The 24,449-nt window shown below is 33.6% G+C and carries 24 protein-coding genes; 19 read left to right on the plus strand and 5 right to left on the minus strand.

What is annotated here, in order from left to right; genetic code table 11:
* The first annotated feature begins 86 nt into the window (after positions 1-86).
* The 12 genes from ykgO to Z053_RS0118510 all read left to right on the plus strand — a co-directional run bounded on the left by ykgO (position 87) and on the right by Z053_RS0118510 (position 10,117).
* Complete coding sequence (ykgO, locus tag Z053_RS28890) at positions 87-203, plus strand: type B 50S ribosomal protein L36 (RefSeq protein WP_013621733.1); 117 nt, start codon at positions 87-89, stop codon at positions 201-203.
* Positions 204-205: 2 nt separating this feature from the next.
* Positions 206-580 (plus strand): 30S ribosomal protein S13, encoded by a 375-nt coding sequence (rpsM, locus tag Z053_RS0118460; RefSeq protein ID WP_025666463.1) that lies wholly within the window; start codon positions 206-208, stop codon positions 578-580.
* Positions 581-588: 8 nt separating this feature from the next.
* Positions 589-972, plus strand: a complete 384-nt coding sequence (gene rpsK / locus Z053_RS0118465) for a 30S ribosomal protein S11 (RefSeq protein ID WP_025666464.1) — start codon at positions 589-591, stop codon at positions 970-972.
* A gap of 131 nt (positions 973-1,103) precedes the next feature.
* Positions 1,104-1,709, plus strand: a complete 606-nt coding sequence (rpsD, locus tag Z053_RS0118470; RefSeq protein WP_025666465.1) for a 30S ribosomal protein S4 — start codon at positions 1,104-1,106, stop codon at positions 1,707-1,709.
* A gap of 23 nt (positions 1,710-1,732) precedes the next feature.
* Positions 1,733-2,725, plus strand: a complete 993-nt coding sequence (locus Z053_RS0118475) for a DNA-directed RNA polymerase subunit alpha (RefSeq protein ID WP_024770856.1) — start codon at positions 1,733-1,735, stop codon at positions 2,723-2,725.
* Between the two features lie 63 nt (positions 2,726-2,788).
* Positions 2,789-3,268 (plus strand): 50S ribosomal protein L17, encoded by a 480-nt coding sequence (rplQ, locus tag Z053_RS0118480; RefSeq protein WP_025666466.1) that lies wholly within the window; start codon positions 2,789-2,791, stop codon positions 3,266-3,268.
* 208 nt (positions 3,269-3,476) lie between these two features.
* Entirely contained in the window at positions 3,477-4,592 is a 1,116-nt protein-coding gene (gene carA, locus Z053_RS0118485; protein WP_025666467.1) for a glutamine-hydrolyzing carbamoyl-phosphate synthase small subunit, read from the plus strand.
* Positions 4,593-4,777: 185 nt separating this feature from the next.
* Complete coding sequence (gene eno, locus Z053_RS0118490; protein ID WP_025666468.1) at positions 4,778-6,067, plus strand: phosphopyruvate hydratase; 1,290 nt, start codon at positions 4,778-4,780, stop codon at positions 6,065-6,067.
* A gap of 175 nt (positions 6,068-6,242) precedes the next feature.
* Complete coding sequence (locus tag Z053_RS0118495; protein ID WP_025666469.1) at positions 6,243-7,529, plus strand: citrate synthase; 1,287 nt, start codon at positions 6,243-6,245, stop codon at positions 7,527-7,529.
* A 202-nt stretch (positions 7,530-7,731) separates the two neighbouring features.
* Entirely contained in the window at positions 7,732-8,694 is a 963-nt protein-coding gene (locus tag Z053_RS0118500) for an arginase (protein WP_025666470.1), read from the plus strand.
* 36 nt (positions 8,695-8,730) lie between these two features.
* A complete protein-coding gene (gene ctlX / locus Z053_RS0118505) occupies positions 8,731-9,639 on the plus strand; it encodes a citrulline utilization hydrolase CtlX (protein ID WP_035096406.1) in 909 nt (302 codons plus the stop codon).
* Between the two features lie 67 nt (positions 9,640-9,706).
* On the plus strand, positions 9,707-10,117 hold the full coding sequence (locus Z053_RS0118510) for an RrF2 family transcriptional regulator (RefSeq protein WP_025666472.1): 411 nt from the start codon (positions 9,707-9,709) through the stop codon (positions 10,115-10,117).
* Positions 10,118-10,131: 14 nt separating this feature from the next.
* On the opposite strand, the gene Z053_RS0118515 is transcribed toward Z053_RS0118510, so the two are convergent.
* Positions 10,132-10,776 (minus strand): chromophore lyase CpcT/CpeT, encoded by a 645-nt coding sequence (locus Z053_RS0118515; protein WP_025666473.1) that lies wholly within the window; start codon positions 10,774-10,776, stop codon positions 10,132-10,134.
* 346 nt (positions 10,777-11,122) lie between these two features.
* Between Z053_RS0118515 and argS the strand changes: the two genes are divergently transcribed.
* The 4 genes from argS to Z053_RS0118535 all read left to right on the plus strand — a co-directional run bounded on the left by argS (position 11,123) and on the right by Z053_RS0118535 (position 16,005).
* Entirely contained in the window at positions 11,123-12,901 is a 1,779-nt protein-coding gene (gene argS, locus Z053_RS0118520; RefSeq protein ID WP_025666474.1) for an arginine--tRNA ligase, read from the plus strand.
* A 148-nt stretch (positions 12,902-13,049) separates the two neighbouring features.
* Positions 13,050-13,517 (plus strand): GNAT family N-acetyltransferase, encoded by a 468-nt coding sequence (locus tag Z053_RS0118525; RefSeq protein WP_025666475.1) that lies wholly within the window; start codon positions 13,050-13,052, stop codon positions 13,515-13,517.
* Between the two features lie 238 nt (positions 13,518-13,755).
* Positions 13,756-15,084: a signal recognition particle protein gene (gene ffh / locus Z053_RS0118530; RefSeq protein WP_025666476.1), complete on the plus strand. Its 1,329-nt coding sequence runs from the start codon at positions 13,756-13,758 to the stop codon at positions 15,082-15,084.
* 36 nt (positions 15,085-15,120) lie between these two features.
* A complete protein-coding gene (locus Z053_RS0118535) occupies positions 15,121-16,005 on the plus strand; it encodes a bifunctional 5,10-methylenetetrahydrofolate dehydrogenase/5,10-methenyltetrahydrofolate cyclohydrolase (protein WP_025666477.1) in 885 nt (294 codons plus the stop codon).
* Positions 16,006-16,373: 368 nt separating this feature from the next.
* On the opposite strand, the gene Z053_RS30355 is transcribed toward Z053_RS0118535, so the two are convergent.
* The 3 genes from Z053_RS30355 to rho form a co-directional block, all read right to left on the minus strand.
* Positions 16,374-17,525 carry an SH3 domain-containing protein gene (locus tag Z053_RS30355; protein ID WP_025666478.1) on the minus strand — a complete coding sequence of 384 codons (1,152 nt, stop codon included), beginning with the start codon at positions 17,523-17,525 and terminating at the stop codon, positions 16,374-16,376.
* A 606-nt stretch (positions 17,526-18,131) separates the two neighbouring features.
* Positions 18,132-18,803 (minus strand): peptide-methionine (S)-S-oxide reductase MsrA, encoded by a 672-nt coding sequence (msrA, locus tag Z053_RS0118545; RefSeq protein ID WP_025666479.1) that lies wholly within the window; start codon positions 18,801-18,803, stop codon positions 18,132-18,134.
* Positions 18,804-18,948: 145 nt separating this feature from the next.
* A complete protein-coding gene (gene rho, locus Z053_RS0118550) occupies positions 18,949-20,592 on the minus strand; it encodes a transcription termination factor Rho (protein WP_025666480.1) in 1,644 nt (547 codons plus the stop codon).
* Positions 20,593-20,794: 202 nt separating this feature from the next.
* Between rho and Z053_RS0118555 the strand changes: the two genes are divergently transcribed.
* Entirely contained in the window at positions 20,795-21,205 is a 411-nt protein-coding gene (locus Z053_RS0118555) for a DUF4293 domain-containing protein (RefSeq protein ID WP_025666481.1), read from the plus strand.
* 57 nt (positions 21,206-21,262) lie between these two features.
* Here the strand turns inward: Z053_RS0118555 and Z053_RS0118560 are convergent, their stop codons facing one another.
* Positions 21,263-21,757 carry a metallophosphoesterase family protein gene (locus Z053_RS0118560; protein ID WP_025666482.1) on the minus strand — a complete coding sequence of 165 codons (495 nt, stop codon included), beginning with the start codon at positions 21,755-21,757 and terminating at the stop codon, positions 21,263-21,265.
* Between the two features lie 178 nt (positions 21,758-21,935).
* Between Z053_RS0118560 and truA the strand changes: the two genes are divergently transcribed.
* Together truA and Z053_RS0118570 are read left to right on the plus strand one after the other, a co-directional pair.
* Entirely contained in the window at positions 21,936-22,682 is a 747-nt protein-coding gene (gene truA / locus Z053_RS0118565; protein ID WP_025666483.1) for a tRNA pseudouridine(38-40) synthase TruA, read from the plus strand.
* Positions 22,683-24,446: an ABC transporter ATP-binding protein gene (locus tag Z053_RS0118570; protein WP_025666484.1), complete on the plus strand. Its 1,764-nt coding sequence runs from the start codon at positions 22,683-22,685 to the stop codon at positions 24,444-24,446.
* Positions 24,447-24,449 lie beyond the last annotated feature (3 nt).

Below are 24,449 nucleotides of genomic sequence, written 5' to 3' on the forward strand. Positions count from 1 at the left end.
TGTGTAATTTTGCAGGCCGAAAAATCTTGTTACTGATATCTTCCAAAAGATATAATTTGTATGTTTTGGAAACTAAAAACAAAGAGATGAAAGTTAGAGCATCAATAAAAAAGAGAAGTGCCGAGTGCAAGATTGTGCGTAGAAAAGGCCGACTTTACGTAATTAATAAAAAGAATCCTAGATTTAAACAAAGACAAGGGTAATTATGGCAAGAATTGCAGGGGTAGATATACCTAAACAAAAGCGAGGAGTTATAGCATTAACCTATATCTTCGGAATTGGTAGAAGTAGAGCTAAAGAAATTTTAGAAACTGCCAAAGTAGATGAAAGTGTAAAAGTTTCAGATTGGGATGATGACCAAATAGGTCGTATCCGTGAAGCTGTTGGAGCCTATACCATTGAAGGAGAATTACGTTCTGAGGTACAGTTAAACATCAAGCGTCTTATGGATATTGGATGTTATAGAGGTATCCGTCATAGAGCTGGTTTACCACTTAGAGGGCAACGCACTAAGAACAATTCTAGAACACGTAAAGGAAGAAGAAAAACAGTTGCTAATAAGAAAAAAGCAACTAAATAATAAGTAGTATGGCAAAGTCAACTTCAAAAAAACGTAAAGTAATTGTTGAATCTGTAGGAGAAGCACACGTAACAGCTTCTTTTAACAACATAATTATTTCGTTAACAAATAAAAAGGGAGACGTTATTTCTTGGTCTTCTGCTGGTAAAATGGGTTTTAGAGGTTCTAAGAAGAATACTCCTTATGCTGCCCAGTTAGCTGCAGAAGATGCTTCTAAAGTAGCTATCGAAGCTGGACTTAAGAAGGTGAAAGTATATGTTAAAGGTCCTGGTAATGGTAGAGAATCAGCAATACGTTCTCTTCATAATTCAGGTATTGAAGTTTCAGAAATTATCGATGTTACTCCAATGCCGCACAATGGATGCCGTCCTCCTAAAAGACGTAGAGTATAAATTTTATCCCGAATTTTAACTTCGGGATCTTTTTATATAAATAACAATAAGTAAATCTAAATTAGGAATATTGATTATCGAAGGAAAGAGACCTTAATTCATAATCATCCTAAGTAACTAAATTATTAATAATGGCAAGATATACTGGTCCAAAAACTAAAATCGCTCGTAAATTTGGTGAAGCGATCTTCGGAGACGATAAGTCATTCGAAAAAAGAAATTACCCACCGGGACAACACGGAAATAACAGACGTAGAGGAAAGAAAAGTGAGTATGCTATTCAGTTAATGGAAAAGCAAAAAGCGAAGTATACGTATGGAGTATTAGAGCGTCAGTTCCGTAACATGTTCGAAAAAGCAACACGTGCTCAAGGAATTACGGGTGAGGTATTACTTCAACTTTGTGAATCTCGTTTGGATAATGTAGTATTCAGAATGGGATTAGCAAATTCTCGTAGAGGAGCAAGACAATTAGTTTCTCACAGACACATAACTGTTAACGGACAACAAGTTAACATCCCTTCGTACCAATTAAAAGCAGGAGATGTTGTTGGGGTAAGAGAAAAATCAAAATCATTAGAAGTAATTCAAAACTCACTAGCTAATAATAGCAAAGTGTATGAGTGGATTACGTTCAATAATGATACTAAAGAAGGTACTTTTGTATCTGTTCCGGCAAGAATTCAGATTCCGGAAAATATCAATGAACAATTCATCGTCGAATTATACTCTAAGTAATAACTCAAAGAAGAAACAATAACATGGCAATATTAAATTTTCAGAAGCCCGATAAAGTTATCATGATCGACTCCACAGAGTTCGATGGTAAATTTGAATTTAGACCATTAGAACCTGGGTACGGATTAACAGTTGGTAACGCTTTGCGAAGAGTTTTGCTATCTTCTTTAGAGGGATTCGCTATAACTTCTCTTAGAATAGAAGGTGTAGATCATGAGTTCTCTACGATCTCTGGAGTAGTAGAAGATGTTACCGAGATTATCTTAAATCTTAAGCAAGTACGTTTTAAGCGTCAAATAGAAGATATAGATAATGAATCTGTTACAATCTCTATTTCGGGTCAAGAGCAATTAACTGCTGGTGATTTTCAGAAATTTATTTCTGGATTCCAGGTGTTAAATCCTGATCTTGTAATCTGTAACATGGATAAAAAAGTAGCACTTAACCTAGAAATTACTATCGAAAAAGGTAGAGGTTATGTTCCTGCTGAAGAAAATAAGAAAGCTAACGCTCCTATTGGAACCATTTTTACAGATTCTATTTACACTCCAATCAAAAATGTTAAGTATAGCATTGAGAACTATCGTGTAGAGCAAAAAACAGATTACGAAAAATTAGTTTTCGAAATTGTAACAGACGGATCTATTCATCCTAAAGATGCATTAACCGAAGCTGCTAAAATATTAATCCATCACTTCATGCTATTCTCTGATGAGCGTATTACATTAGAAGCTGATGAAATTGCACAAACAGAAACTTATGATGAAGAATCACTTCACATGAGACAGTTGTTAAAAACTAAATTGATCGATATGGATCTTTCTGTACGTGCACTTAATTGTTTAAAAGCTGCAGAAGTAGATACTTTGGGAGATCTGGTATCTTACAATAAAAATGACTTAATGAAGTTCCGTAACTTTGGTAAGAAATCTTTAACAGAACTTGAAGAATTAGTGAATGTTAAAGGACTTAACTTCGGTATGGATCTTTCAAAATACAAATTAGATAAAGACTAACTCATCATAATTTGCTCTCTGCACGAGGCGGATTGAGCAAGATGATGATTAAAATAAAATGTCATGAGACACGGAAAGAAAGTAAATCATTTAGGAAGAAAAACAGCGCATCGTAAAGCAATGCTTGCAAATATGGCTTGTTCCCTAATTGAACATAAAAGAATCAATACTACAGTTGCAAAAGCAAAAGCGCTTAAGCAGTTTGTAGAGCCATTAGTGACAAAATCTAAAGAAGATACTACACATAATCGTCGTATCGTATTCAGTAGATTGCGTAATAAATACGCGGTTACAGAATTATTTAGAGATGTTGCTGCTAAAGTAGGAGATAGACCAGGAGGATATACAAGAATCATAAAACTTGGTAATCGTCTTGGGGATAATGCAGATATGGCAATGATCGAATTGGTAGATTACAATGAGCTGTATAATGCTGGTAAGCCTGCTAAGAAGAAAGCTAGAAGAAGAGGTGGTAAAGGGAAAAAGGCTGAAGCCGCTCCTGTAGCACCGGCAACAGAAACTACTAGCTCTGAAGAAGAATAAATGAAAAATGCGAATTGCACATAATAATAAAAGGATAAACGTTCGTCGTTTATCCTTTTTTTTTGAATAATTCTAAAAAAGTTGATTTCTGTTAAAACAGAAATTGTACAGTCAAATAAAGTTGAAAATGATGAAATTAACATAGTAACTAATCAGAATGAATACTGTGTGAATTTTGTCAGACCATTAAAAATAATAGATATAACAAATGAAATATCAATCTCGAAAAAAAGCAATTCTTTTATTAGCAGATGGTACAATTTTTCATGGCAAAGCTGTGGGAAGAGAAGGTAGCGCTTTTGGTGAAGTGTGTTTTAATACTGGTATGACAGGGTATCAGGAAATTTTTACAGATCCATCGTATTATGGGCAGTTAATGGTGGCTACCAATGCACATATAGGTAATTATGGAACTAATGAAAACGAAATAGAATCAGACTCTATTAAAATTGCAGGTTTGATTGTTAAGAACTTTAGTTACGAATATTCTCGGGATAGGGCCGATAGTTCTTTACAAGAATTTTTAGAAAAACATAATCTCTTAGCAATTTCTGATGTAGATACGAGAGCATTAGTGAGTTATATTAGAGATAATGGAGCAATGAATGCTGTAATCTCTACAGAAGTTGATGATGTAGATAAACTAAAAAAAGAACTTGCAGCGGTTCCTGATATGAATGGTTTAGAACTAGCTTCAAAAGTTTCTACCACAGCACCTTATTTTGTAGGTGATCCTAATGCTACTTATAAGATTTCAGCTTTAGATATAGGAATAAAGAAAAATATACTACGTAACCTTACAAGCAGAGATGTATATGTAAAAGTATTCCCGTATAATGCTACATTCGAAGAAATGAGTGGATGGGAACCAGACGGATACTTTCTTTCTAATGGTCCTGGTGATCCAGAACCGTTAACTCAGGCAATTGCAACAGCAAAAGAGATTCTTGAAAAAGACTTACCACTATTTGGTATCTGTTTAGGGCATCAGGTGATAGCATTAGCTAATGGAATAAGTACTTATAAAATGCATAATGGGCATAGAGGAATAAATCATCCGGTTAAAAATCTGATTACAGGTAAAGGAGAAATCACTTCACAGAATCATGGTTTCGCAATACGTAGAGAAGAAACAGAAGCACATCCTGATGTAGAAATAACTCATGTGCATCTTAATGATGATACCGTTGCAGGAATCAAAATGAAAAATAAGAACTGTTTTTCTGTACAATACCACCCAGAGGCTAGTCCGGGACCTAATGATTCAATCTACTTGTTTGATCAATTTATCGAGAATATTAAAAAAACAAAAATCACAGCATAATATAACGGTAGCTTAGTAACTTTTGATTCTTTTTGATAAAACTTTAATCTATAACGTTATAGTTGATAACTTGATCGTTATATCACGGATTCTGTGGTAAATTATGGTTTTTTTGAAGGGTCTAAAGTATACTGGTTTTGTATATTGCGAAGAATTAAAATTATCCAACAAAATAAATTAAAAACATGAGTGTAATTATTAATATTCACGCTAGACAAATCTTAGATTCACGTGGTAACCCAACTGTAGAAGTAGACGTGATTACCGAAAACGGTATTTTAGGAAGAGCTGCTGTTCCTTCTGGGGCCTCTACTGGAGAACACGAAGCTGTAGAACTACGCGATGGCGGTGCAGCATATATGGGTAAAGGAGTTCTTAAGGCTGTCGAAAATGTAAATACAATAATTGCTGAAGAGTTATTAGGATATTCTGTATTTGATCAAAATTTATTAGATCAGACTATGATCCAGTTAGATGGCACTTCTAACAAATCAAAACTTGGTGCTAATGCAATATTAGGAGTTTCGTTAGCAGCAGCAAAAGCAGCAGCAAACGAATTGGGAATGCCACTATATCGTTATGTTGGAGGAGTAAGTGCTAATACGCTACCAGTGCCAATGATGAATATTATCAATGGAGGTTCGCATAGTGATGCTCCAATAGCATTTCAGGAATTTATGGTTATGCCAGTAAAAGCCAAAAACTTTACACATGCCATGCAAATGGGAACCGAGATCTTTCATAATCTTAAAAAAGTATTACATGACCGAGGTCTGAGTACTGCTGTAGGTGATGAAGGAGGATTTGCTCCAGCATTAGATGGAACAGAAGATGCTTTAGATTCAATTGCCCTTGCAGTAGAGAAAGCTGGATACAAATTTGGAGATGAAATTATGGTTGCACTAGATTGTGCGGCAGCAGAATTTTTTGTTGATGGTAAATATGACTATACAAAATTTGAAGGCGATAAAGGAGTAATACGCACAAGTGAAGAACAAGCTGATTATCTTGCAGAGCTAGCTTCAAAATACCCAATTATTTCTATAGAAGATGGTATGGATGAGAACGATTGGGAAGGATGGAAATATCTTACAGATAAAGTAGGGGATAAAGTTCAATTGGTTGGTGACGATTTGTTTGTTACTAATGTAGAACGACTTTCAAAAGGAATTGAAAATGGTATTGCCAATTCAATACTAATTAAAGTTAATCAAATAGGAACTCTTACCGAAACTATTGCGGCTGTAAACATGGCGCATAATGCAGGGTATACTTCTGTTATGTCACACCGTTCTGGTGAAACAGAAGATAATACTATTGCTGATCTGGCTGTTGCTTTAAATACAGGGCAAATCAAAACAGGGTCAGCCTCTCGTAGTGATAGAATGGCAAAATATAATCAATTACTTCGTATTGAAGAAGAGTTGGGAACCATTGCTTATTTTCCAAAAGAAAATGCGTTTAAGGTAAAGTAATAGAAATTATCAATAGAGTATAAAGCGACTATCTAATTAGGTAGTCGCTTTGTTTTTTATATAATTTTGAAAATGAGTTGTAAGGGTAAAAATGATCTTACGATTAATACTATGTTAACACTATATTTCGTAATTTAGCGATCCTACAATAACAGCAAAATTCTAAAATAATCAAATGTCAAAAATAGCTACGTTAGAAATCGACGGTAATAAATATGAGTTTCCGATAATAGAAGGAACAGAGAACGAATTAGGAATTGATATTAAAACACTAAGAGGGGTAACCGGAGGGATTACAACCATCGATCCTGGGTATAAAAATACCGGAAGTTGTGAGAGTGGTATTACATTTCTTGATGGAGAAAAAGGAATTTTAAGATACCGAGGATATTCTATAGAAGAATTGGCAGAAAAGGCAGATTTTTTAGAAGTGGCTTATTTATTAATTTTTGGAGAATTACCAACAAAAGTAGAGCTAGAAAAATTTGATAGAGATATAAAAGAAGAATCTCATGTAGATGAAGATATGAAGAAGATCCTTGATGGATTTCCTAAAAGTGCACACCCAATGGGAGTGCTGTCTTCTTTAACCAATGCATTAATTGCTTTTAATCCAGGATCGGTAGATGTCGACTCGGAAGAAGAAATGTATAATGCTATTGTGAAAATACTGGCAAAATTCCCAGTACTCGCAGCTTGGACAATGAGAAAAAGAAAAAGTCTTCCACTAGATTATGGAGATAATTCTTTGGGATATGTAGAGAATTTACATAAGATGATGTTTGGAAGGCCTAATAAAGCTTATGAACCTAATAAACTTGTGTATGATGCATTGGATAAGTTATTGATACTTCATGCAGATCATGAGCAAAACTGTTCTACTTCTACAGTTAGAATTGTTGGATCTTCTCATGCAGGATTGTTTGCATCATTATCAGCAGGGATATCTGCATTATGGGGACCACTTCATGGAGGAGCAAACCAGGCAGTTATAGAAATGCTAGAGGCAATTAAAGCAGATGGGGGAGATACCGCTAAGTATATTGCTAAAGCCAAAGATAAAAGTGACCCTTTCCGTTTAATGGGATTTGGTCATAGAGTATATAAGAACTTTGATCCAAGAGCTAAGATTATCAAAAAATCAGCAGAAGAAGTATTAGGCGATTTAGGAATTGAAGATCCAGTTCTTGATATTGCTAAAGGACTAGCTAAAGTAGCCCTCGAAGATGAGTACTTTGTAGAAAGAAAACTATATCCTAATGTAGATTTTTACTCAGGTATTATTTATAGAGCTTTAGGTATACCAACAGAAATGTTTACTGTGATGTTTGCTTTAGGGAGATTACCAGGATGGATAGCTCAATGGAAAGAGATGAGACTTCGTAAAGAACCGATTGGAAGACCAAGACAAATATATGTTGGTGAAAACTCCAGACCTTTTGTGGAAGTAGAAAATAGATAAAAGTTTGATATTTTAAAATACAAAGGCCTTACATTATAATTAATAGTAGTAAGGCTTTTTTATTTTATCTTTATACCCCTCTAAAGAGAGATAGATTATTAAAATTAGTTACGAATTCATGACGAATTCAATAAATATATTGAATAAAGATGTTTTAATTGTAGCATATTTCTAAAAGCAATTAAAAACAGTAGCATAAGTAATGAAAGAAATTAAATTAGTTAAAAATAGATCGGATATTGGCGCAGGAACAAGAGGTTCTGATCTGGGAGTTGATGCAATAGAAATTGCAGCTATTAATAAAGATGATGATTATTTTAATCTGTATCCCTATGAAAATGTAGAAACAGAAAATGAAACGATATACAATAAAGTAAACAATTCATTTGCTAAGCGAATAGGGAGTGTGCTTAATGTATGTACTCGATTAAGTAATAGCGTATCAAGAAACCTAAAAGAAGATATATATCCAATTGTATTATCAGGAGATCATTCATCAGCCTTAGGTACAATTAGTGGGATAAAGGCAGCTTTTCCAACCAAAACATTGGGAGTGGTATGGATAGATGCTCATGCCGATGTGCATTCGCCATATACATCACCTTCTGGAAATATTCATGGAATGCCTTTGGCAGCAGCACTTTCTAATGATAATTTGAGTTTTAAGATCAATGAAGTGTCAGAAGAGACAGTTGATTTGTGGAACAAGATGAAAAACATTGGTATCGAAGGGCAAAAGATAGAACACCAAAATATCGTGTATTTTGGCGTGAGAGATACAGAAGAACCAGAAGAAGGAGTAATCGCAGAAAATGGGATTAAAAATTATATGGTAGAAGAAATGCGCTACCGCGGTTTTGAACAATGTTTAGAAGAAGCAATTCAAAGATTAGAATCCTGTGATATGATATATGTCTCTTTTGATGTTGATAGCATGGATTGTGATTTGATTTCTAAAGGAACAGGAACACCTGTTTCTAGAGGATTTGATATTGATGAAGCGATTCGTATTATTCAAGCATTCGTAAAAACAAAGAAAACTGTTTGTTTTGAGGTAGTAGAGGTTAATCCTACACTAGATAATAAAGGAAATAAGATGGCAGAAGCTGCTTTTGATGTGTTAAAAGCAACAACAGCAACTATTACAGAAAAAATGATAAATTAAATTTATTTGAAAAAACAAATAACCAATACGATAGTAATGATTCGTCCTGTTCAATTTAGGATGAATGAACAAACGGCTGTAAATAATTACTATCAGGAAACTACAGGTATAGATACAGAAACTGCTAATATTAAAGCTCAACAAGAGTTTAATCAATTTGTAAAAGTATTAAGAGAGGCTGGGGTACACGTAATTGTAATTGATGATGATCCCCAAAATGATACTCCTGATTCTATTTTTCCTAATAATTGGGTGTCTTTTCATGAAAATGGAGATGTAGGGTTATATCCGATGTTTGCTGTAAATAGAAGAAAAGAACGCAGGCCCGAAGTTTTAGACCAATTAGAAGTGTCTGGTTTTGAGATAAGTAATATTATAGATTATACCGGCGCTGAAGATGAAGGGGTGTTTCTTGAAGGTACAGGTAGCCTGGTATTAGACAGAGTAAATAGGAAAGCATATTGTGCATTATCTCCTCGAGCAGATGAGGATTTGTTTATAGAGTTTTGCGAAGATTTTGAATATACACCCGTTATCTTTACAGCGTATCAAACGGTTAATAAAAAACGATTGCCAATATATCATACCAATGTAATGATGGGAGTAGGAGAAACATTTGCAGTTGTATGTCTGGAATCTATAGATGATAAAAAAGAACGCAAAAACCTTGTTAATCATCTAAAAAATGATGGTAAAGAGATTGTTGCAATTACTGAAAATCAAGTGAATAACTTTGCGGGTAATATGCTCCAAGTTGTTGGTTTGGGAGATAAGCGTTATATTGTCATGTCATCTGCGGCGTTTAAGAGTCTAACTAAAGATCAAATTACCAGGATAGAAAAGCATTGTGCAATTCTTCATAGCGATCTCAATACAATCGAAACGTTAGGCGGAGGGAGTGCACGTTGTATGATGGCAGAAGTTTTTCTTCCGAAAAGTTTGTAGTTCTATAAGCTGTAGTTAAAACTTCAAACTTAACCAGTAACTATAAATTACAGAAATCAATTAAAGTATGCTTTCGAAAAAAACTAAATATGGCTTAAAGGCACTTACTTATATTGCGAAAAAGAGATGTGATGATCCCGTGTTAATCTCAGAGATTGCATCTAATGAGAATATTTCTCAAAAGTTTTTAGAGAGCATTCTATTAACACTAAGAAAAACAGGTTTTTTAGGATCTAAAAAAGGAAAAGGAGGAGGGTATTATTTGATTAAAGAGCCAAAAAATATCACAATGGCGTCTGTAATTAGAGTTTTAGAAGGACCAATTGCTATGGTGCCTTGTGTGAGTCTTAATTTTTATGAAAAATGTGACGATTGCCCCGACGAAGATAAATGTGCTGTGCATAGTGTTATGATTGAAGTGAGAGATAGTACATTAAAAGTTCTGGAAAATAAAACATTAGCAGATTTTGTTAAGTAATTATAAAATGATCTTTACTTACCAATTCTTTTGTATTTATAAGGTCCTTTGATTTTGCCCCATACTTGTTTTCCGCTGTTGTTATATCCTTTGGTCCATATGGATATCTTATCTTTACTAACTACATAGGTACTCATAATGTAGTCGATATAATCAATATTATTGTTGCAAGAACCCTTACCTGTTTTACCAGAATATATTGTCGAAGTTTTTTTCTTAAAATATACTTGACATCCGGTTTTTATTTCCAGACTATCCAAAGTTAATCTATCAAAGAGTTTGGTTGAAGGTCTGCCAGAGAATTCAGCATTAATTAAATCAGCACTATGGTTCTTTACACTAATGATTTTATAACTTGTGCTTTTGATAGTCGAAGAATCTAATCGTTCGTAGTTTAATATCGTCTGATTGTATACATGATGATCTCCTTTAGCGTCTGATACTTCAGAATACACCCAATATCCAGGCTTGTCTTTCCAGATTCTAATATTAATTAAGTTAAGATGGGCAAAACTAGAATCATTTTCTGCTTGTTCTTCATTAGAAAATTCACCAATTAATAATGCTACCAAATTGTGTAATTCGAGATCTTTTACAGGATTAGAATTGCAGGATGAAAATAATGTTGATAGAAAAATAATTAGTAAAAATTGCCTCATATAGTTGTTTTAATAAATATAAAAAAAATACGAAAAAAAATGCAATTAATCGATAAAACTTAGCGTTTTATCCTAGTAAAATTGATTTAGCTTTGCAATTTTGCAGATCGAAACCCTAAATACAAAATAATGAATAGTTAGTATTGATGTCATAAATAATCAATCTATTTATGTTGGTACAACAAGGAAGAACGATTTTGCAATTTGCTTTCTAATTTAACTCAGGGGATTTTTTGTGCGAGTTATTGACTAGTGTTTTTTTATGTACAATATAATGAAATGATGTGAAAACACGTAGTGTCGCTGTGTAATTTCTATTATCTTTGCATCTTAATTTTTTAAGAAGATGAGTTTACAACAAACCATTTCAGAAAAAGTAAAAGAAGCAATACAACAATTGTATAGTGCTGATCTGGAATCTGTAGAATTACAAGCCACCCGAAAAGAATTTGAGGGAGATATTACTGTAGTAGTATTTCCGATGCTTCGAGTAGTTAAAGGAAACCCTGTTCAGATAGGAGAATCCATAGGGAAGTATTTGGTAGAGCATATAAAAGAAATTGATGCCTATAATGTAGTTAAAGGGTTTCTAAATCTAGTAATTTCGGATTCATATTATCTTAATTTTTTTGCAGAAATCAAAAATATTGAAGGTTATGGTTTTGTAACACCTTCAGCAGAAGATAAGGCAATTATGGTAGAGTATTCTTCGCCTAATACAAATAAGCCTCTGCATTTAGGACATGTTAGAAATAATCTTTTAGGATATGCTGTAGCAGAAATTATCAAAGCTAGCGGTAAAAAAGTATATAAAACCCAAATTATTAATGATAGAGGTATACATATTTGTAAATCTATGTTAGCCTGGCAAAAATATGGAGATGGAAAAACACCAGAATCTACGGGGTTAAAAGGAGATAAATTGGTTGGAAATTATTATGTGAAATTTGATAAAGTCTATAAAGATCAAATTGCTGAGTTAATTTCTGCAGGTAAAACAGAAGAGGACGCAAAAAAGGAAGCTCCGATCTTGGTAGAAGCCCAAGAAATGCTTCGTAAATGGGAAGCAGGAGACGAAGAAGTGGTGAAACTTTGGGAAATGATGAATGGTTGGGTGTATGATGGTTTTGATCAGACCTATAAGACTTTAGGAGTAGATTTTGATAGCTACTACTATGAAAGTAATACATATCTTCTTGGGAAGGATAATATCGAAGATGGATTGGCTACAGGTGTATTTTTCAAAAAAGAAGACGGGTCAGTATGGTGTGATCTAACCGATGAAGGTCTTGACGAAAAAATAGTATTGCGTAGCGATGGTACTGCAGTATATATGACTCAGGATATAGGAACAGCAATACAGCGTGTTAAGGATAACCCTGATATAGGAGGGATGATATATACTGTAGGGAATGAGCAAGATTATCATTTTAAGGTGTTGTTTTTAATTTTGAAAAAATTAGGATATGACTGGGCACAATATTTACATCATCTAAGTTATGGTATGGTTGATTTGCCTAGTGGTAAAATGAAAAGTAGAGAAGGAACGGTAGTAGATGCTGATGATTTAATTACTCAAATGGCAACGACTGCTGGTGAAATTTCTAAAGATCTGGGTAAGTTAGATGGCTATACAGAAGATGAAAAAGCAGAAATTTACCGTACTATAGGTCTTGGGGCATTAAAATATTTTATTTTGAAAGTAGATCCCAAAAAACGTATTCTTTTTAATCCCGAAGAATCGGTAGATTTTCAAGGAAATACAGGGCCATTTATACAATATACCTATGCGCGTATTCAAGCAATTCTACGAAAAGCAGATTTTGATTATGACATCCCTATAGTTGATATAACGTTACATGAAAAGGAGAAGGAACTTATTAAACAATTAGAGCTTTATCCAGAAATTATTCAGAATGCTGCGAATGAACTTAGCCCAGCCATAGTTAGTAATTATACTTATGACTTGGTAAAGAGTTATAATTCGTTTTTTCAAAATGTATCTATATTCGGAGCAGATACAGATCAGGAAAAAATATTTAGAGTTCAAATTTCTAGTCTGGTGGGTAAAACTATTAAGTCTGGATTTAAACTTTTAGGGATTAACGTTCCCGAAAGGATGTAGTTTTAGATATAGGTGTAAAACTTTAGGATCGATATTTTTTACTTTAAAAAGAGAAGGATATCGATTTTTTATTCCTTTTGTCTAAAGTATAAAATAAAAATCAATAGTAAATACTATATTAAATCATCTGTTTTTTTATTTTAGTAAGATGAAGTGCCAAATATCAAGAGCAACAGATCAGGATTTACCGTTGATGCAACATTTGTTTTATCAAACGGTTATTACGTATGGTTCTATGGTATTTACAAAATCAGAAATTAAAATTTACTCTCGATTGGCCATAAACAAAGCATATTGGCAAAATAAATTTAGTAAAGACTTTATTTATAATGCCAAGTTAAATGGTGAAATTGTTGGTTCTTTTTCTATGGACCCAAAAGGAAATATTGAGTATATATTTGTTCATATGAATTATCATGGGCGAGGTATTGCTAGTGAATTGTATCGTACTATCGAAGAAATAGCAAAAGAAACAAATATAAAAACATTAACTACGCAAGTTAATATGTTAACCCGTTCGTTTTTCCAGAAAAATGGCTTCGAAATTATAAAAAATGCTTCAAAAGTCGTTGGAGGAGAGGAAGTAATAAGTTATAGCGGCGTAAAACATCTCTAAAAACTAATATCTAAAACCAAATCATAGTATGTAAATGATTTTTAGTTTTTTAAGGTAAAATAATGTGTGAAATCGTATATTAATCTTGTCTTTGGCAACACAAAATTACATGTGATACTGTATTGTTTGATTGTGATTCTGTAATTCTATAATTCCATCCTTTATTTATACACTTCAAATCCTTAAATTTGCACCGATCTATCGATAAAGGTAGTGTTTTCAAAATACAAGAAAATATATGTTTGATAATTTAAGTGATAAGCTAGATAAAGCTTTACATATTCTAAAAGGTCATGGGCAGATAACAGAAGTAAATGTTGCAGAGACACTTAAGGAAGTGCGAAGAGCATTAGTTGATGCCGATGTAAATTATAAAATTGCTAAAGAATTTACTTCAACAGTAAAAGAAAAAGCATTAGGTCAAAATGTTTTAAAAAGCCTTAAGCCAGGGCAATTGATGGTGAAACTTGTCAAGGATGAATTAACAGAATTGATGGGTGGTGATGTTGTAGAGGTTGATTTATCGGGTAAACCATCTGTTATTTTGATGTCGGGATTACAAGGTTCTGGTAAGACTACTTTTTCGGGAAAACTTGCTAATTTTCTTGCAACTAAAAAAACTAAAAAACCACTTCTTGTTGCTTGTGATGTATATAGACCTGCGGCGATAGATCAATTGCACGTAGTTGGAGAGCAGATTAATGTAGAGGTTTTTAGTGATAGAGGCAATAATGATCCGGTTGCTATTGCCAAAGCTGGTGTAGCACATGCAAAAGCAAATGGATTTAATGTGGTTATTATTGATACCGCAGGGCGTTTGGCTGTAGACGAAGTGATGATGACCGAGATAGCAAATATCCATAAAGCTGTTACTCCTAATGAAACCTTATTTGTTGTTGATTCTATGACAGGGCAGGATGCAGTTAATACTGCAAAAGCTTTTAATGATGTCCTTAACTTTGATGGAGTAATTCTAACTAAGCTTGATGGTGATACCCGAGGTGGAGCAGCAATATCTATAAAATCGGTTGTTGATAAACCTATTAAATTTATTGGTACCGGGGAGAAAATGGAAGCCATCGATGTGTTCTATCCTTCTCGTATGGCAGATCGTATTTTGGGGATGGGAGATGTAGTATCTCTGGTAGAGCGTGCTCAGGAGCAGTTTGACGAAGAAGAGGCAAGAAAATTACAAAAGAAAATTGCCAAAAATCAGTTCGGATTTGATGATTTCTTAAAACAAATTCAGCAGATTAAGAAAATGGGTAATATGAAGGATCTGATCGGAATGATCCCTGGAGCGGGGAAAATGATGAAAAATATGGATATCGATGATGATGCGTTTAGGCATATTGAGGCGATTATACATTCTATGACACCAGAAGAACGATCAAAACCACAAATTATAAATTCTAGTAGAAAGAAACGTATTGGTAAAGGTTCGGGAACATCGATACAACAAGTAAATCAGTTGTTAAAGCAATTTGATCAAATGAGTAAGATGATGAAGATGATGCAAGGTGGCGGTGGAAAACGAATGATGCAGATGATGGGTAAAATGAAATAATTATAATTTTTTGGGAATAACAGGTAATTTAGGCAAATGGAAATATTAGATGGAAAAAAAGTAAGCAACGATATTAAAGATGAAATAGCTGTTGAGGTTCAGAAAATGAAAGAACGTGGTGAAAAAGTACCACATCTTGCAGCAGTTTTGGTAGGTAATGACGGTGCTAGTTTAACTTATGTAGGTAGTAAAGTTAGGGCTTGTGAACGAATAGGTTTTGAATCTACTTTGGTAAAGATGCCAGATACTACCAGTGAAATAGAACTGTTAGCTAAGATTAAAGAGCTTAATGAAGATGATGATATCGATGGTTTTATAGTGCAATTGCCATTACCTCCTCAGATTGATGAACAAAAGATACTTTTAGCGGTACACCCTGATAAGGATGTAGATGGTTTTCATCCCATGAATTTTGGAAGAATGGCGCTAGAGATGCCAGCCTTTATTTCTGCTACTCCGTTTGGTATTTTAGAGTTATTAGAACGCTACAATGTAGAGACCAAAGGAAAACATACTGTGGTAATTGGTAGAAGTCATATTGTTGGTAGGCCTATTAGTATCTTAATGGGAAGAAAAGGTTCTCCTGGTAATTCTACAGTAACATTAACCCATAGTCATACTAAAAATATTGAGCAAATTATTGCTCAGGCAGATATTGTTATTTCTGCCTTGGGAGTTCCTAATTTTTTGAAAGCTGAGATGGTGAAAGAAAATGCGGTTGTTATTGATGTTGGAATTACAAGAGTTTCTGATGAATCCAGTCCAAAAGGATATAGGATTGTTGGGGATGTAGATTTTGAAAATGTAAGTAAAAAAGCATCTTTTATTACTCCGGTGCCAGGAGGAGTAGGGCCAATGACAATAGCGATGTTGCTTAAAAACACATTATTAGCAAGAGAAAGACATCAAAATAATAAATAATTTTGATTTGTTTTTTGAACTAAAAAATAGATATCCGGCACGATAATTATAAAGAGTGTTAAGAAGAACTAGGTGCTGTGTTAAAAAAGATTGATATCGATGTGATTTTTCTTATACTATGTTAGAAATCATCGATTTAGATGTTTCTAATCACTTAAATACTTTGATCTAATAGTATTTACAATTAATACCTAAAAAGCCAGTACATACGATCGTATGTACTGGCTTTTTAGGTATGTAAGAATTTCCTTCTGAAAAAAATCCTTATCGTATTTATAATATAAACGCCAGAACTCATAAAGTCCTGGCGTTTATTATATATGTTACATTTATATTTTGGTGATTATAAAATGTATGTAATCGTATTCTTAGTTTTCGTTAAATTTATCTGCAGAAATGTTATCATCACTACCAGTACTATATCCACCTCCACTAGGAAGAAGATCTAATGCTAAATTATACGAAGGAACGTTGATACCTTTAGAAGTTTTAACGGTGTTAAAGTCTAAGATTTGCTCACTCTTTTCGTATAATGCATTCTTAGTAAAAGTTCCATATTTTTTACCATTCTCAGTGGTTTCTTTCCATTCCTTACCGTATGCAATTTTAAGGAAGTATTCTCCCTCTGGAATGTTTCTGATAAACTGAGTAGTATTAGAGTTGATATAGGTTACACGTACTAACTGGTCATCAGCTTTGGTTTTACCCATTTTGTACATCTTAATAACAACTTCTGTGTTTTTTCCTACTTTAATTTTTAGGTAGTTATCTAACTTATAATCAAACTTACCTTTAAAGTTAAATGATTTTGGAGTTGCACCAGACTTATATGTCTTTTTCTCCCAGCTAGAGTATTTATCTTCTCTAGATACTTCTATAGAAGCAGCTTTAGGAGAGCTCGTATTCGAGCTAGAACCATAAGATGGTGTTGTAGATTCGATAGGATTAGAGGCTACATTCGAACCTCTTGCAGCTCTTCTGTTAGCTTCTTCTACCGCTTTTCTTGTTTCTTCTGTGTCTGCAAGAGCTCGTTGTGCAGCAACATCTTTTGATCGTTTTGCTGCTTCTGCATCTGCAATAGCTTTTGCTGCAGCTGCTTCTGCTTCTCTTTTTAGACGTTCTGCGTCAGCAATTGCTTTTCTTGCTGCTTCTTCTGCAGCTTTTTTGGCAGCTTCTGCCTGTGCAATTGCTCGTGCTGCTGCTTGTTTTGCAGCTTCTCTTTTTGCTGCTGCTTCTTGAGCAGCTCTTTCTGCATCTGCAATTCGGCTATCCTCGGTTAATAGCTTACTAAGTACAAATCCGTTCATTTTCTTGAACTGTATTGCACTCCATTCTCCGTAATTAGAGCTCATTACATACACCTGAGTTCCTTGAGGAACCTCGGCGATGGTATTAAATTGTAGGCCTGGACCACTTCGAACTTCTAATTTATTAGAAGACATTAAGTATTGCCCATCCTGAGCATGAGCAGACGAGAAAGTAATCACCAAAAGCAGAATAAATGTAAAAATAGACTTCATATCGCTTGTTTTAAGTAGATTGGGTTATAATTCAAATTTAATATTACTATTTCTTTAATTAAAAATTTATAAAAAAACATAATTTACCGTCAAAAATCGATCTTCAAAAAAGGTGCCAAAAATATTTTAGCTCTAATTTCTTCTTTTAATACAATCTAATAAACATTAAAAGAATTACAATTTTTTAAAGAACAATTTGATCTGTAATGATTTGTTTTTCAATAAGTTAATGTGTTTTTGCTCTAGCAAAACTTCAATACTTTCGATTAAAATACTGAAAAGAAAACCATTAAATCAGACTCAAAAGTAATGTTTTAATATGAAAAACACAACTTGTTTTCATTTTATTTCAATAAAAATAACAATTTATTTCTATCATTTTGTGTTTTTCAACGATTTTTTTTGACAATACAACCGATTTAGTTGTGATTTTTAGATAGCATTGTCGGTTTTGTAAGTCATGTGTTATAGATATATGTAAATATGAAAAATATTTAATTTGATAAGCACAAGGCTCTATTCTGTTTTAACATAGGTTTAACAAGGGGTTTGCGCGCTTTAATTAGAATATCAAACCCTATACTTAAATTCATATGTGAATAAACTTTAATGTTTTTCTTTAATAAGATTAGGGAATTTTGCTTGAAATCTTTTTAACCTGGGAACAGATATATTACGTATGTAGGGGTTGCCTGGATTTCTTTTTTCATAATCCTGATGATAAGCTTCTCCTTCCCAGAATTTTTGAAATGGCAACACTTCTGCTGCGATTCTTCGGTTTAGTTTTTTACCTAATGCTTCTTTCTTGTTTTCGATTATTTTTTTCTGCTCTTCATTTTGATAAAAGATAATCGATCTGTATTGTGAGCCATGATCTGGGCCTTGTCCATTAACTTGAGTTGGATTTTGTGATCCAAAATATACATCTACCAAAGTTGAGAAAGAAACAATTTTTGGGTCATAAATGATTTCTACAGCTTCGGCATGTCCTGTTCGCCCAGTATTACTTGATTGGTATGTTGGGTTTTTGGTATGGCCTCCTGAGTAACCAGAGATAGATTCTTTAACACCTTTTACGCTTTCGTAAATAGCTTCGACACACCAAAAACATCCACTGGCAAAATAAGCTCTTTCCATACCGTCGACAGGTTTAACTCTCACGGGTGTGATGTTTTCGTTTTTTGTGACTTCTTTTTTGTTATTAACTGATTGACTATTACTTTGGCAGCTCGAGAATAATAAAACAGCACTCCATATTATATATAGTATATTTTTCATGATATATTAAGTTTTAACACTTGGTCAATTTCTTCTTAGAAAACTTTCAGTTTATTTATTAAAAGTGATAAAATAATATGATAATGCAAAGGCGGCTATCAATTAATATTGATAGCCGCCTTCGATATTTATTATAAATGTATTGTTATCCGTTCATAGAAATAAGGAACTCGTCATTATTTCTTGTTTGCTTAAAACGTTCATTAATAAATTCCATTGCTTCTACTGGGTTCATATCTGCAAGATATTTTCGCATTACCCACATTCTTTGAATAGTAGTTTCGTCTAATAGAATGTCATCTCGACGAGTACTAGAAGATGTAAGGTCAATAGCAGGGAAAATTCTACGATTAGAGATTTTACGATCTAATTGTAGTTCCATGTTACCAGTTCCTTTGAATTCTTCAAAGATTACTTCATCCATTTTAGAACCTGTTTCTGTTAATGCTGTTGCGATAATAGTTAATGAACCTCCATTTTCTATGTTACGTGCAGCACCAAAGAAACGTTTTGGTTTGTGTAAAGCATTAGCATCTACACCACCACTTAATATTTTTCCACTAGCAGGTTGTACTGTGTTGTATGCTCTGGCTAGTCTTGTGATTGAATCTAATAGAATGACTACATCGTGACCACATTCGACTAATCTTTTTGCTTTTTCCAATACGATGTTAGCTACTTTTACATGCTCGTTAGCTTCTTTGTCAAAGGTAGAAGCAATTACTTCTCCTTTTACATTACGCTGCATATCTGTAACTTCTTCAGGTCTTTCATCTATAAGAAGGATCATTTGGTATACTTCGGGATGATTTGCTGCAATAGCATTAGCAACATCCTTAAGTAGCATGGTCTTACCTGTTTTAGGTTGTGATACTATCATACCACGTTGTCCTTTTCCGATAGGAGCAAACAAATCCATTATCCTGGTAGAGATTGTACTTTGTCTTTCTGCAATATTAAATTTTTCTTGCGGAAATAGGGGAGTCAAATGCTCAAAAGAAACTCTATCGCGAACTACTTGTGGATCAAGACCGTTGATTTTATTTACCTTAATAAGAGGGAAGTATTTTTCACCTTCTTTAGGAGGTCTTACTTGTCCTAATACAGTATCACCTGTTTTAAGTCCGAAAAGTCTGATTTGCGATTGTGATACATAGATATCATCTGGAGAAGAAAGATAGTTGTAGTCACTAGATCTTAAAAAGCCATATCCATCTTGCATAATGTCTAATACGCCTTCACTTTCGATTATGGCATCAAACTCAAAATCTGGTTCTTTATATCGATTTCTATTGTCTCGATTTCCGTTCTCCTTTTTATTAGCGTTATTAGGATTGTTGCTTCGAGATTTATTTTGTTGAGACTTATCATTACCTCTGTTTCGATTGTCCTTTTTATCGTCTCTATTTTGGTGAGGTTTGTTTTTTTTATCGGTGTTTTCTTTCTCTTTAGAAACAGTTTCCTCTGAAGGAAGCGGTTTGGTCACTTCGCTTTTTTGTTCTTTAGGAGCTTTGTTGTCTTTTTTGGCAGGATTTGTAGGTCCGTCTGGTTTGCGAGCACGGGGCCTTCTTTGGCGAGCATTGGGTTTGGGTTTTTCAGAATCTGTTTTTTCTGAAATATCCTCAGCTACGACTTGCTTTACCTTATTAGGATTTGTGGCTTGATAATCTAGTATTTGATATACTAAATCTAATTTTTTTAAGGTACGAAACTTAGGTACATTAAGGTTTTTTGCAATTTCTTGCAATTCAGGAAGCTTTTTTGCTTTTAATTCGGAAATCTCTAACATTTATATTTGTTATATAATTTTACGTTTTAGGTATAAATTTTCTAAAGAAGAAATCTAGGAAAATTTTATTTTCGAAGGTAAGTAACCTTAGTTGAGAAGGTTACAGGTTTTGTGCTGCAAGTATACGACTTTATTTTTAATTTTTTACACATATTTATAAAAAGAAACTCTTATTTTTGCTTTTCTCTAAGGAAAAAAAATAATGTTACAACGAATTCAAACCATATACCTTTTATTAGCTGCTGCAGTTTCTGGAGGGCTTTGTATGTATTTACCTTACGGGATAGATGCTAATGATGTAGCACTTTATGCTAAAGGAGAATTATTTCTTTTAGGAATGTTTTTGGGATCAGCGATTTTATCTCTGATTTCGATTTTTTTATTTAAAAATAGAAAGCTTCAATTTGTATTGGGGCGTATCAATATCTTATTAAACTTTATTTTACTAGGAGTATTTGTTTATTGGTCACTAACGGTATCTGGAGAAACTCAGGTTTCAGAGAAAGGTATTGGGATGATCATTCCTGTTATTTCTATCGTTTTATTAGTAATGGCCAATAAGGCTATTAAGAAGGATGAGAATCTTGTAAAATCTGTAGACCGATTACGATAAACCTAAAATCTTAGTAGTATTAGTGCGTTAAAACCCGGAGTATGCCAACTCCGGGTTTTATTTTTTTCCTAATTCGATTACTTCCAGGTTTTCGATATTACCAGAATCTAGTGTAAACCTAAGCATTGTTCTTACTTTGTGAAACCCATGTTTGCCTGCTGCGCCGGGATTCATATGTAATACCCCGTTTTTTTTATCAGGTATTACTTTTAGAATATGCGAATGACCGCAGATAAATAATTGAGGAGGGTTTGATTTAATCTCATCTCGAGTGTTTATATTGTATTTTGGGGGGTACCCTCCTATGTGAGTGATCCATACAGAGACTCCTTCGCAATTAAATCTTTGGTGTAAGGGATAGGTAGCCCGGGCTTTATCATCATCGATATTTCCGTATACGGCCCTAAGAGGTTTTAAAGCTTCGATGGCATCGGTTACTTTAAGATCACCGATATCTCCGGCATGCCAAATTTCGTCGGCTTCATCAACATAATGCAATATGCGAGAATCGATATAACTATGGGTGTCGCTAAGTAGAAGTATTTTTTTCAAAATCGAATAATAAAATTGAGTTATTGCACAATAGAAAAACAGGAACTAAACCATAAGCCCTATCTCTGTTTTATAAAGTATATTTGCGCTTAGTTTTTATACAAAAATATAATATTGTTGAAATAAGCTACAGAATCTAAGTAAAGAAATTGTATTGAAAATAATAGATGCGAGTAAAATGAAATATTTTTTAGAACTTTCATATAACGGAACTCCATATCATGGATGGCAACGACAACCTAATGCAATTTCTGTGCAGGAAGTTCTTGAGAATTCGTTATCTACTATTTTACGTGATAAAATTGATGTGGTTGGAGCAGGAAGAACAGATACTGGTGTTCATGCAAAACAAATTATGGCTCATTTTGATTATGGAGATATATTAGATACAGATCAATTTAAATATAAACTTAATGCAATTTTACCGGCAGAAATTGCAATCCAGAATGTATGTCGTGTGCACCAAAATGCTCATGCCAGGTTTGATGCAGTAAGTAGGTCGTATGAGTATCATGTTTCATTAATAAAAGATCCTTTTGGTATTCATAAATCTTATTATTTGAAAAAACCATTGGATGTGGATTTAATGAATGAAGCTGCTAAATTACTGTTAAACTATACTAATTTTAAATGCTTTAGTAAGTCCAAAACCGATGTAAAAACGTATAATTGTACAATCACAAATGCGACCTGGGAAAATCATGGTAATCAATTAGTTTTTAAGATTTCGGCCAATCGTTTTCTTAGAAATATGGTTAGAGCAATTGTGGGGACACTTATCGAGATTGGAGAACATAAATTAAATAATGAGGATTTAATAGCTATTATTAAAAGTGAAGATCGGAGTCAGGCCGGATATTCGGTTCCTGCTCATGGGCTTTACTTAACAGCTGTAGAATACCCTAATAATATATATACAATATAGATGGCAGAAAAGAGTGGTAAAGCTTTTGATTTTAAACTTTTCAGACGGTTGATTACATATACTAATCCTTACCGACTGACTTTTTATTTTGTAGGTTTTTCGGCTATTTTATTGGCTATCTTGTCTATTATTAATCCTTATTTACTTAGAGAGACAATAGACAGAACTATTATTCCTAAAGATGGTGAGCTATTGGTTTATTTTATTTGCCTAATGCTTGGAGTTTTGTTTCTGGATGTGATCACTCAATTCTTGTTTATCTACTTTGCTAACTGGTTAGGGCAAGAAGTAATTAGGGATATTAGAGTGAAATTGTTTGAGCATATGCTTGGTTTTAAAAAACAATATTATGATCAGTCTGCTGTAGGTAGATTGGTGACTCGGGCTGTAAGTGATATCGAAACTATAGCCAGTATTTTTAGCCAGGGGTTGTTTATGATTATAAGTGATTTGTTAAAAATGCTAGCAATCTTATGTTATATGCTCTACCAGAGTTGGCAACTTGCATTACTGGTATTTGTTGTATTGCCTTTGGTTGTGTATGCTACGCGAATTTTTCAGCAAAAGATGAAAGTAGCTTTTGAGGAAGTAAGAACCCAGGTTTCTAATCTTAATTCATTTGTACAGGAACGAATTACCGGAATGAAGATCGTTCAATTGTTTACAAGAGAAGAAATTGAATATTCTAATTTTAAAGAAATTAATGAAAAACATAAAAAAGGTTGGATAAAAACTGTTTGGTATAACTCTATATTTTTTCCTATTGCAGAGATGTCCAGCTCTATAACCATAGGGTTGATTGTTTGGTTTGGAGGATTAAAAGCTGCACAAGGAGATGAAATCACTTTGGGACTGGTTATTGCATTTATCCAACTCTCTCAAATTTTATTTAGACCCTTACGGCAGATAGCTGATAAATTCAATACACTACAGATGGGAATGGTAGCTGCTAATCGTGTGTTTGCCATTTTGGATACAGATTCTAAAATTGAGAATAGTGGTGTACAGTTATTAGAAAAGATAAAAGGTAAAATTACATTTGATGATGTACGATTTAGTTATATCGAAAATGAAGAAGTATTAAAAGGAATCTCTTTTAATGTTGAAGTAGGGGAGACTGTAGCAATAGTAGGAGCAACAGGAGCGGGAAAATCTACCATTATTAATTTGCTTAGCAGATTTTATGAAATAGATGACGGAGTGATTTCTATCGATGATATCGATATTAAAACTATTGAGTTAAAATCATTGCGTAGTCATATTGCAGTAGTGCTTCAGGATGTGTTTTTATTTGCAGATACGATTCTTAATAATATTACTTTAAATAATGAAGAGATTCTCGAAGAACAAGTATATCAAGCTGCAAAAGAGATAGGAATTCATGATTTTATTATGAGTCTTCCAGATGGATACCATTATAATGTAAAAGAAAGAGGAGCTATGCTTTCTTCGGGACAAAGGCAGCTTATTTCTTTTTTAAGAGCATATGTTACTAATCCGGGTATTTTAGTGCTAGATGAAGCTACATCATCGATAGATTCACATAGTGAACAGTTGATTCAGAACGCAACAAACAAGATTACCAAAGGAAGAACTTCTATTGTTATTGCCCATCGATTAGCGACCATTAAAAAAGCAGATAAAATTATTGTAATGGATCAGGGTAAAATTGTAGAACAAGGTAATCATAATGAGTTGCTCCAAATCGAAAATGGATATTACAGAAATTTATACGAAGTACAATTTGCAGATGTAACCGAATAAGTG

The organism is Aquimarina megaterium XH134 (assembly GCF_000520975.1).
Taxonomy (GTDB): domain Bacteria; phylum Bacteroidota; class Bacteroidia; order Flavobacteriales; family Flavobacteriaceae; genus Aquimarina; species Aquimarina megaterium.

What these genes read in the sequence shown, in the direction of transcription:
- ykgO (WP_013621733.1), top strand. Translation starts at nt 87, where the DNA reads ATGAAAGTTAGAGCATCAATAAAAAAGAGAAGTGCCGAGTGCAAGATT.
- rpsM (WP_025666463.1), top strand. Translation starts at nt 206, where the DNA reads ATGGCAAGAATTGCAGGGGTAGATATACCTAAACAAAAGCGAGGAGTT.
- rpsK (WP_025666464.1), top strand. Translation starts at nt 589, where the DNA reads ATGGCAAAGTCAACTTCAAAAAAACGTAAAGTAATTGTTGAATCTGTA.
- rpsD (WP_025666465.1), top strand. Translation starts at nt 1,104, where the DNA reads ATGGCAAGATATACTGGTCCAAAAACTAAAATCGCTCGTAAATTTGGT.
- Z053_RS0118475 (WP_024770856.1), top strand. Translation starts at nt 1,733, where the DNA reads ATGGCAATATTAAATTTTCAGAAGCCCGATAAAGTTATCATGATCGAC.
- rplQ (WP_025666466.1), top strand. Translation starts at nt 2,789, where the DNA reads ATGAGACACGGAAAGAAAGTAAATCATTTAGGAAGAAAAACAGCGCAT.
- carA (WP_025666467.1), top strand. Translation starts at nt 3,477, where the DNA reads ATGAAATATCAATCTCGAAAAAAAGCAATTCTTTTATTAGCAGATGGT.
- eno (WP_025666468.1), top strand. Translation starts at nt 4,778, where the DNA reads ATGAGTGTAATTATTAATATTCACGCTAGACAAATCTTAGATTCACGT.
- Z053_RS0118495 (WP_025666469.1), top strand. Translation starts at nt 6,243, where the DNA reads ATGTCAAAAATAGCTACGTTAGAAATCGACGGTAATAAATATGAGTTT.
- Z053_RS0118500 (WP_025666470.1), top strand. Translation starts at nt 7,732, where the DNA reads ATGAAAGAAATTAAATTAGTTAAAAATAGATCGGATATTGGCGCAGGA.
- ctlX (WP_035096406.1), top strand. Translation starts at nt 8,731, where the DNA reads ATGATTCGTCCTGTTCAATTTAGGATGAATGAACAAACGGCTGTAAAT.
- Z053_RS0118510 (WP_025666472.1), top strand. Translation starts at nt 9,707, where the DNA reads ATGCTTTCGAAAAAAACTAAATATGGCTTAAAGGCACTTACTTATATT.
- Z053_RS0118515 (WP_025666473.1), bottom strand. Translation starts at nt 10,776, where the DNA reads ATGAGGCAATTTTTACTAATTATTTTTCTATCAACATTATTTTCATCC.
- argS (WP_025666474.1), top strand. Translation starts at nt 11,123, where the DNA reads ATGAGTTTACAACAAACCATTTCAGAAAAAGTAAAAGAAGCAATACAA.
- Z053_RS0118525 (WP_025666475.1), top strand. Translation starts at nt 13,050, where the DNA reads ATGAAGTGCCAAATATCAAGAGCAACAGATCAGGATTTACCGTTGATG.
- ffh (WP_025666476.1), top strand. Translation starts at nt 13,756, where the DNA reads ATGTTTGATAATTTAAGTGATAAGCTAGATAAAGCTTTACATATTCTA.
- Z053_RS0118535 (WP_025666477.1), top strand. Translation starts at nt 15,121, where the DNA reads ATGGAAATATTAGATGGAAAAAAAGTAAGCAACGATATTAAAGATGAA.
- Z053_RS30355 (WP_025666478.1), bottom strand. Translation starts at nt 17,525, where the DNA reads ATGAAGTCTATTTTTACATTTATTCTGCTTTTGGTGATTACTTTCTCG.
- msrA (WP_025666479.1), bottom strand. Translation starts at nt 18,803, where the DNA reads ATGAAAAATATACTATATATAATATGGAGTGCTGTTTTATTATTCTCG.
- rho (WP_025666480.1), bottom strand. Translation starts at nt 20,592, where the DNA reads ATGTTAGAGATTTCCGAATTAAAAGCAAAAAAGCTTCCTGAATTGCAA.
- Z053_RS0118555 (WP_025666481.1), top strand. Translation starts at nt 20,795, where the DNA reads ATGTTACAACGAATTCAAACCATATACCTTTTATTAGCTGCTGCAGTT.
- truA (WP_025666483.1), top strand. Translation starts at nt 21,936, where the DNA reads ATGAAATATTTTTTAGAACTTTCATATAACGGAACTCCATATCATGGA.
- Z053_RS0118570 (WP_025666484.1), top strand. Translation starts at nt 22,683, where the DNA reads ATGGCAGAAAAGAGTGGTAAAGCTTTTGATTTTAAACTTTTCAGACGG.